Raw genomic sequence first — 6,478 nt, 5'->3', positions numbered from 1 at the left:
CCGCCGTATACGGAACCGTACGTACGGTGGTGTGAGAGGTCGGTAGCTGAACTAATCAACTGCCTCCTACTCGATTTAATCTAAATAATATAAATAATTTTGTGTTAAAGTATTAACTAAATAAAACATTGGAGGATTTACAGATGTTTCAATCAACAGGTGGTATTGGCCAACCTCATCAAGTACTTGGAATTGTAAATGCGACAGCACATTTGATGCTTTCTTCAGAAACTATCGATGCTTTCGAATCGATGGATCAATTATTTGTTGAAGTACAAGAAAAGTTAGCGGAAAGAGCTACCGCAAAGGGGGCCGACGGTATTATCGATATTCGATTTAATACGCAGTCGGTCCGTGTACAAGTTGCGCCTAAATTTTTAGTGGTGACAGGATATGGAACCATGGTTAAATTAGTCCAAGAATAAGAAAACGTCCCTAACTCCAATTAGAAGTTAGGGACGTTGCATTATGCTTTTCTTTTAGCATCTGTATGAACCAAATGCGTTGAAGCTCGATGTGCAGGAGCTTGATTATGTGCACGACGTTTTGTTTGCTCTGGTGTTTCTTTGCCTCGAGTGTCTTTGCCTTTGCTTTCTACTTTTTTATCCATGATGAGCCTCCTTAAACATAATTCAGTTATCATTACCATAATTTTATTATATAGACTGAAACCAATAATCTCAACTAATAACCCTTGTTAAATTTATGATCTAAATGGGTACGTAAAAAACACGAAATTTTGCTTTTAAAAATTATATTTCAGGTGTAAACTATTATTAATGTGTTGCCGCAGTGGCGGAACTGGCAGACGCGCATCGTTCAGGTCGATGTATGGTTATCCATGTGCAGGTTCGATTCCTGTCTGCGGCACTAGCAAAAGATTCAAGATGTTAAGTGACTAACGTTTTGGGTCTTTTTCTGTATCAAGATTCATCGGTATTGTTGGAGGCAAACTATGAATAAAAAGTTTTGGCATTTATTTACTGCATTAGCATTACTTGGGTTTGGATTTACCACGGCCATGGAAACTAGTATTCAAATTTCGAACCCAGTTTATGCCAAAGCAACAACTAAAAAAAGCCTATTAAAACTGCATTATTCTGGTCAACAAACAGTTGATGTTAATCACGGCAATCCAACTTTTTCTGATGATGATCTTTCAACGTCAAATGGTCGTTGGGATTCTTATGGAGATTTAGACACAATGAATCGACCAACTGCAGCTAATGCGCTAATCAATCAGAGCTCGATGCCAACGGAAAAACGGGAACCATTAACTTTTACCCCAACGGGCTGGCATAACAAAAAATTAAAGTCGGGATATCTATATAACCGGTCACATTTAATTGGATTTCAGTTAACTGGCCAAAATAATAATCCTAAAAATTTGATCACTGGGACTAGGCAGTTAAACAATCCCGAAATGCTTCATTATGAAGATGACATTGCTGATTACATAAAAAATAATCCAAATGATTATGTTCGTTACCAAGTTACTCCGATTTTTAAAGAGAATGAGTTGGTGGCACGCGGAGTGCACATGCAAGCTCAATCAATTGGCAGCAACACAATTCATTTTAATGTGTTTATCTTTAATATTGAAGATGGTGTTAATATTAATTATTCTGACGGTACGAGTACGGTTAGTTCATCAGAAGCTGAATCTTCATCAACGGTCACTGCACCAGCGACCACATTACCAGTCACCCAAAGTAATAATGATAACCAGCAAGTTGTTTATTACACGCCAAATGGGACAAAATATCATTTCAATCGGAATTGTCGTGCATTGCGGCGTTCTAGTGATGTGGAGTCAACGACGGTTTCGGATGCGCAAGCACGAGGATTAACACTTTGTGGCTTTGAAGATTAGTGATAATTAACCTCAGTCTTTTGGTTCAAATTATGTTGCGAAGCCGGTAAACGTGATATGATATTCTCATGTATTCAATAACTATTAGGACGTGATTGAAATCGGCAAGATAAGAATAAATAATATGAGTTTTCATACATACAATGGAGTCTTTCCAGAGGAAAAAAGGTTGGGACAACGGCTAGAAATTGATGTGGAGTTAACTTACCCAATCGAACAACAAGTTAAAACGGATAATTTGAACGAAACAGTCAGTTATGCTGACGTTTATGAAACAATTGAATCATTCGTGCTCAATCACAATTATAACTTGATTGAAAGTTTAGCTAACAATTTGTTAACCACTTTATTGGCCAATTATCTTAGTATTTCTGATATTACACTAAAGGTTAGAAAATATAGTGTGCCAATCGCTGGAATCTTCGATAATATTGAAATCGAAGTGTCAGGAAGTCAACAACATGGCTAAGGCATATCTAAGTATTGGTTCAAATATCGGCAATCGTATTGAAAACTTACAAGCCGCAATTGACGGTTTACGTAAAGCTGGTATTTCAGTAGAACAAATTTCACATGTTTATGAGACTGAGCCAGTTGGTGGAGTAGTGCAGGATGATTTTTTAAATCTGGCGGTTAGAATTGCAACTCAATTAACGGCTCATGAATTATTAGATCAACTCCACATTATTGAGCAAAATTTGCATCGAAAAAGATTGATTCATTGGGGACCAAGAACCATTGATTTAGACATCTTGTATTATGCAAATGAAATAATAAACGATGAAACTTTAACGGTGCCGCATCCAGAAATTAAAAATCGTCAATTCGTATTAGTACCGTTATTGGAAGTAGCCAATCAAGATTTGAAAAATCAAGTCGAGCAAATGTTAGAAGTAACTAGTGATCATAATTTGATCGTAAAAACAAATAAGTATGGTGGTATTGAATAAATGGATGAGAAGAGAATAGCAAACGCAGTAAGTGAAATAATTAGCGCCATTGGTGAAGATCCTATACGCGAAGGATTAGTTGAAACACCTGAACGAGTAGCCAAAATGTATACTGAAATTTTTTCGTCATTATCCGATGAACCTAGTGATTTTGACAATTTTAAAGTTTTCCATGAAGATGACAATCCTGAAATGGTTTTAGTTCAACAAATTCCATTTTATTCAATGTGTGAACATCACTTTTTACCATTTTTTGGGGTCGCTAATGTTGCTTATATACCCAATAATGGTGAAGTGATTGGAATTAGTAAAATTCCACGATTGGTAGATTATGTGGCTAAAAAACCTGGCATGCAAGAACGAATAACGAATGATATTGTTTCTGAAATGGAACGCATTCTTCATCCGAAGGGCGTCGCAGTCTCACTTTCGGCACGGCATATGTGTATGGAAATGCGTGGGATTAATAAATCAGATTTATCTACTTACACATCTAAGTTTTCTGGTGAATTTGCTACAGACCGAGACTTGAAGACGGAATTTTTGCGACAAACGGGGCGTTAAAATGTTGAGTTATCAGGAATTAATTCATCAAATGAATCAATCAATGTTGGCCGCTGAGTCGGATCGAGTGGCGTTATTGCGATACATTCTAGACCAGTTAGGACATCCTGAAAGCAAATATCACATTGTTCATATCGTGGGAACCAACGGTAAAGGTTCAACTGGAACTTTGGTTGGAAATTTATTAATGAACAGCGGAGAAAAAGTTGGTCATTTTGCGAGTCCAGCGATTCACGATGATCGTGAACAAATTTTGCTCCAAAACCAAATGATTTCAGAAACAAACTTTGTAACAACGTATGAAAAAATAATGGCTAAATTGACGGTTGAATTCGACATGAGTTCGCTGTCAATTTTTGAATGGTTTGTCATAATTATGCTTCAATATTTTGCAGATCAAGAAGTTACATGGGCAATAATTGAAGCCGGGTTAGGTGGAAAGCTAGATGCGACCAATGCCATCAATGCACCACTACTAACAATCATAACTAATGTTGATCTTGATCATACTGCCATCTTGGGTAATACAATCAAAATGATTGCATATAACAAATCAGATGTAATTAAACAGAATACAACTGTATTTATGGCACCAAACCAGACCGATGATACAAAACAGGTAATGGTGAATCGAGTAATTGAGCGAAATGCAAAAGAGCTAATTGATAGTAGTTACGTCTCAGTCAAAATTCAACGAGAAAATTTAACGGGTTTTGATCTACAGATTAGTAGTTACTATTTGGATAATGTGGAGTTCCATTTTGATATGTTGGGTGAGTTTCAAATCGACAACTTGCAGACTGTTATTGCCGTTTATGATTGGTTGGTACAAAATAATTTTGGTGTTGGATTACAAAGCTTAAAAGAAACGTTGACCACAACTAAAATTGAAGGGCGCATGCAAGTGATTAATCATCAGCCAACCGTAATTTTAGATGCCGCCCATAATCCTGATAGTACCAAGCGATTAATCAGTAGTTTGAAACATCTGTACCCAACTGAAAACTTGAAATTTATTCTAGGCTTTTTACAAGATAAAAATTACCTAGAAATGGCCAAGTTGTATCATACAATTTCAAAAGAAATTGTGGTTGTTACGCCAAATAATTCAAAACGAGCATTATCAGCAAGCCGGTTACAAAAGGAAATTCCAGGGAGCCAAATTGCTGCGAATGCTCAAATTGGACTTGAAACGTTAATAAAGCAGAGTGGACCTAATGATGTTATTGTTGTGACTGGATCGTTTTACACTATTAAAGAAATTGAGGCCTGATTGTGAATCTTAAACAACCAATTGTCGTTGCATCTAATAATCAGTTCAAAACTGCCGAGTTAGTCGAATGTTTCCAGTTTTGCGGATTACAGGCGATTTCTTATTTTGAGCTGATTGATAAAGTGGAATTTCCAAGTGAAGGAACGAATGACTACCAGGCTAATGCTTTAGCTAAAGCTGAGTTTATTCATGAAAAATTGCCTAATCAGATTATTGTTGCCGATGATTCAGGGATGATATTGGAGGCTTATCCGGACGCTTTTGGAGTGACTACAGCCAGAGATTTGAGGGAATATCGAGATTTAACAAAATTAAATCAGCATATTATCGAATTGGTTGAAGGTCATTCTCGGGGCGTTACCATGGTTAGCCATTTAGCAGTAGTTGGGTTGGATGAAACTTATTATGGTGTGGGAAAATTTATTGGTACGATTGCTCAGAAACCTCTTGGTCACAATGGCGGAAGCTTTGATTTAATTTTAACGGACCCAGTAAGTGGTAAAACCTTGGCACAATTACCAAATACCCAAAAAATCCCATTACTACACCGAACAAAAGCAATCAAGGACGTGATGATGAAGATAGGGGAAAATAGATGAAAGTTATAGAAAAACAAATCACCACTGAAAATGAATTTGTGAATGCAGTATTTCACGATTTGACAATTCGTCAACAACAAATAATTTTAGAATTTTCAGACTTATCAATTACGCAACTAGAACAATTGATTAAACTTGTAAAACAGTTTGATGCAACATACGAAGTAAGTAATAATATTTTGACTTGTATAATACAAATGAGTGCTATCAAAGTATTTAAAGGGCGAATAGATAATGTGGAAGTTCAGGACCAAATCGATGTAATTATCAATCAACATGCTGTAATTTGGCAGGCAGGTCGATTTAAATTGAATGTTTCTCAAACGCCATTAATTTACGGTATTTTAAATGTTACGCCAGATTCATTTTATGATGGAGGGGCGTATTTTGACGGGGCACCTGCCTTTAAACAAGTTGAAAAAATGGTTGCAGATGGTGCTAACGTGATTGAGGTTGGTGGTCAAACCACTCGTCCGGGTGGCTTTGTTGAAGTTGATCCTAAAGAAGAAATTAGCCGGATTGCTCCCTCAATTAAAATGATTCAAGAAAAATTTCCACAAATCGTGATTGCAGTCGATACTTACAAGTTTGATGTGATGAAAGCAGTAGTTCATTTGGGCGTCGACATTATTAATGACGTCAATGCGTTCACTGATGACGTCCGCAAAGTTAAGTTGATGAAAAATAGTAATGTCGGATTGTTAACGATGCATAGTAGTCGGGATGTTGAGTATCAAGATTTAACTGAAGAAATGACCAAATTCTTTGAACAAAATTTGACTGATCTCACTGAGGCGGGAATTGATGTGGAACGAATTGCTCTGGATCAGGGAATCGGATATGCCAAAGTGGCTGACGGGTATCAGGACTATGCAATGATGCGAAACATTGATCAACTAAATTATTTGGAACGGCCAATTATGGTTGCTATTTCACGTAAAGGCTTTGGTGCCAAATTATTTGATTTGGCTAAAGAAGATCGTTTATCCGTGACGTTGATTGCTGAAAGTTATATGTATTTACACGGTGGTCGAATTTTAAGAGTACATGACGTGAAAGAAACAGTCCAGTTGGTCAAAATGTTAGATACTATTAATACAGCATTTTGGCAACGATAGGTATTAATAATCGAAATAAAAGGGGTGGCTGGGAAAAAACTAATTCCAGACTATAAAAAATAAAGGGACTTTGGAAAAACACTCCAAAGTCCCTTTAACTA

8 protein-coding genes, 1 tRNA gene and 1 pseudogene are annotated in these 6,478 nt (G+C 36.6%); 9 read left to right on the top strand and 1 reads right to left on the bottom strand.

Annotation, left to right across the window (positions count from 1 at the left end):
• Positions 1 to 143 precede the first annotated feature (143 nt).
• On the top strand, positions 144 to 425 hold the full coding sequence (locus tag FFM59_RS09460; RefSeq protein ID WP_137602790.1) for a heavy metal-binding domain-containing protein: 282 nt from the start codon (positions 144 to 146) through the stop codon (positions 423 to 425).
• A 41-nt stretch (positions 426 to 466) separates the two neighbouring features.
• On the opposite strand, the gene FFM59_RS10065 is transcribed toward FFM59_RS09460, so the two are convergent.
• Positions 467 to 610: a hypothetical protein gene (locus tag FFM59_RS10065; RefSeq protein WP_170175981.1), complete on the bottom strand. Its 144-nt coding sequence runs from the start codon at positions 608 to 610 to the stop codon at positions 467 to 469.
• Between the two features lie 176 nt (positions 611 to 786).
• On the opposite strand from FFM59_RS10065, the gene FFM59_RS09455 reads away from it, so the two are divergent.
• From FFM59_RS09455 to folP, 8 genes and pseudogenes are all read left to right on the top strand, one after another.
• Positions 787 to 870 (top strand) — tRNA-Leu (locus FFM59_RS09455).
• 211 nt (positions 871 to 1,081) lie between these two features.
• Positions 1,082 to 1,645: pseudogene (locus FFM59_RS10225) on the top strand (DNA/RNA non-specific endonuclease); the annotation flags it as partial.
• Positions 1,646 to 1,973: 328 nt separating this feature from the next.
• Positions 1,974 to 2,342 carry a dihydroneopterin aldolase gene (gene folB, locus FFM59_RS09445; RefSeq protein WP_137602792.1) on the top strand — a complete coding sequence of 123 codons (369 nt, stop codon included), beginning with the start codon at positions 1,974 to 1,976 and terminating at the stop codon, positions 2,340 to 2,342.
• Complete coding sequence (folK, locus tag FFM59_RS09440) at positions 2,335 to 2,823, top strand: 2-amino-4-hydroxy-6-hydroxymethyldihydropteridine diphosphokinase (RefSeq protein ID WP_137602788.1); 489 nt, start codon at positions 2,335 to 2,337, stop codon at positions 2,821 to 2,823. Before folB ends, folK begins: the two co-directional genes overlap by 8 nt.
• Positions 2,824 to 3,387, top strand: coding sequence for a GTP cyclohydrolase I FolE (gene folE, locus FFM59_RS09435; protein WP_137602787.1), 564 nt, complete (start codon positions 2,824 to 2,826; stop codon positions 3,385 to 3,387).
• A gap of 1 nt (position 3,388) precedes the next feature.
• Entirely contained in the window at positions 3,389 to 4,660 is a 1,272-nt protein-coding gene (locus tag FFM59_RS09430) for a bifunctional folylpolyglutamate synthase/dihydrofolate synthase (RefSeq protein ID WP_225420345.1), read from the top strand.
• A 2-nt stretch (positions 4,661 to 4,662) separates the two neighbouring features.
• Entirely contained in the window at positions 4,663 to 5,259 is a 597-nt protein-coding gene (locus tag FFM59_RS09425) for a non-canonical purine NTP pyrophosphatase (protein ID WP_225420344.1), read from the top strand.
• Complete coding sequence (gene folP / locus FFM59_RS09420) at positions 5,256 to 6,377, top strand: dihydropteroate synthase (protein ID WP_137602785.1); 1,122 nt, start codon at positions 5,256 to 5,258, stop codon at positions 6,375 to 6,377. The genes FFM59_RS09425 and folP overlap by 4 nt, the downstream gene beginning before the upstream one ends.
• Positions 6,378 to 6,478 lie beyond the last annotated feature (101 nt).

It is taken from the genome of Paucilactobacillus nenjiangensis, assembly GCF_005405445.1.
Taxonomy (GTDB): domain Bacteria; phylum Bacillota; class Bacilli; order Lactobacillales; family Lactobacillaceae; genus Paucilactobacillus; species Paucilactobacillus nenjiangensis.
This window is presented reverse-complemented; position numbering and strand designations above follow the sequence as displayed.

Excerpts from the sequence above, each read along its gene's own strand:
- folK (WP_137602788.1), top strand. The coding sequence starts at position 2,335 with ATGGCTAAGGCATATCTAAGTATTGGTTCAAATATCGGCAATCGTATT.
- FFM59_RS09430 (WP_225420345.1), top strand. The coding sequence starts at position 3,389 with ATGTTGAGTTATCAGGAATTAATTCATCAAATGAATCAATCAATGTTG.
- FFM59_RS10065 (WP_170175981.1), bottom strand. The coding sequence starts at position 610 with ATGGATAAAAAAGTAGAAAGCAAAGGCAAAGACACTCGAGGCAAAGAA.
- folP (WP_137602785.1), top strand. The coding sequence starts at position 5,256 with ATGAAAGTTATAGAAAAACAAATCACCACTGAAAATGAATTTGTGAAT.
- folE (WP_137602787.1), top strand. The coding sequence starts at position 2,824 with ATGGATGAGAAGAGAATAGCAAACGCAGTAAGTGAAATAATTAGCGCC.
- FFM59_RS09460 (WP_137602790.1), top strand. The coding sequence starts at position 144 with ATGTTTCAATCAACAGGTGGTATTGGCCAACCTCATCAAGTACTTGGA.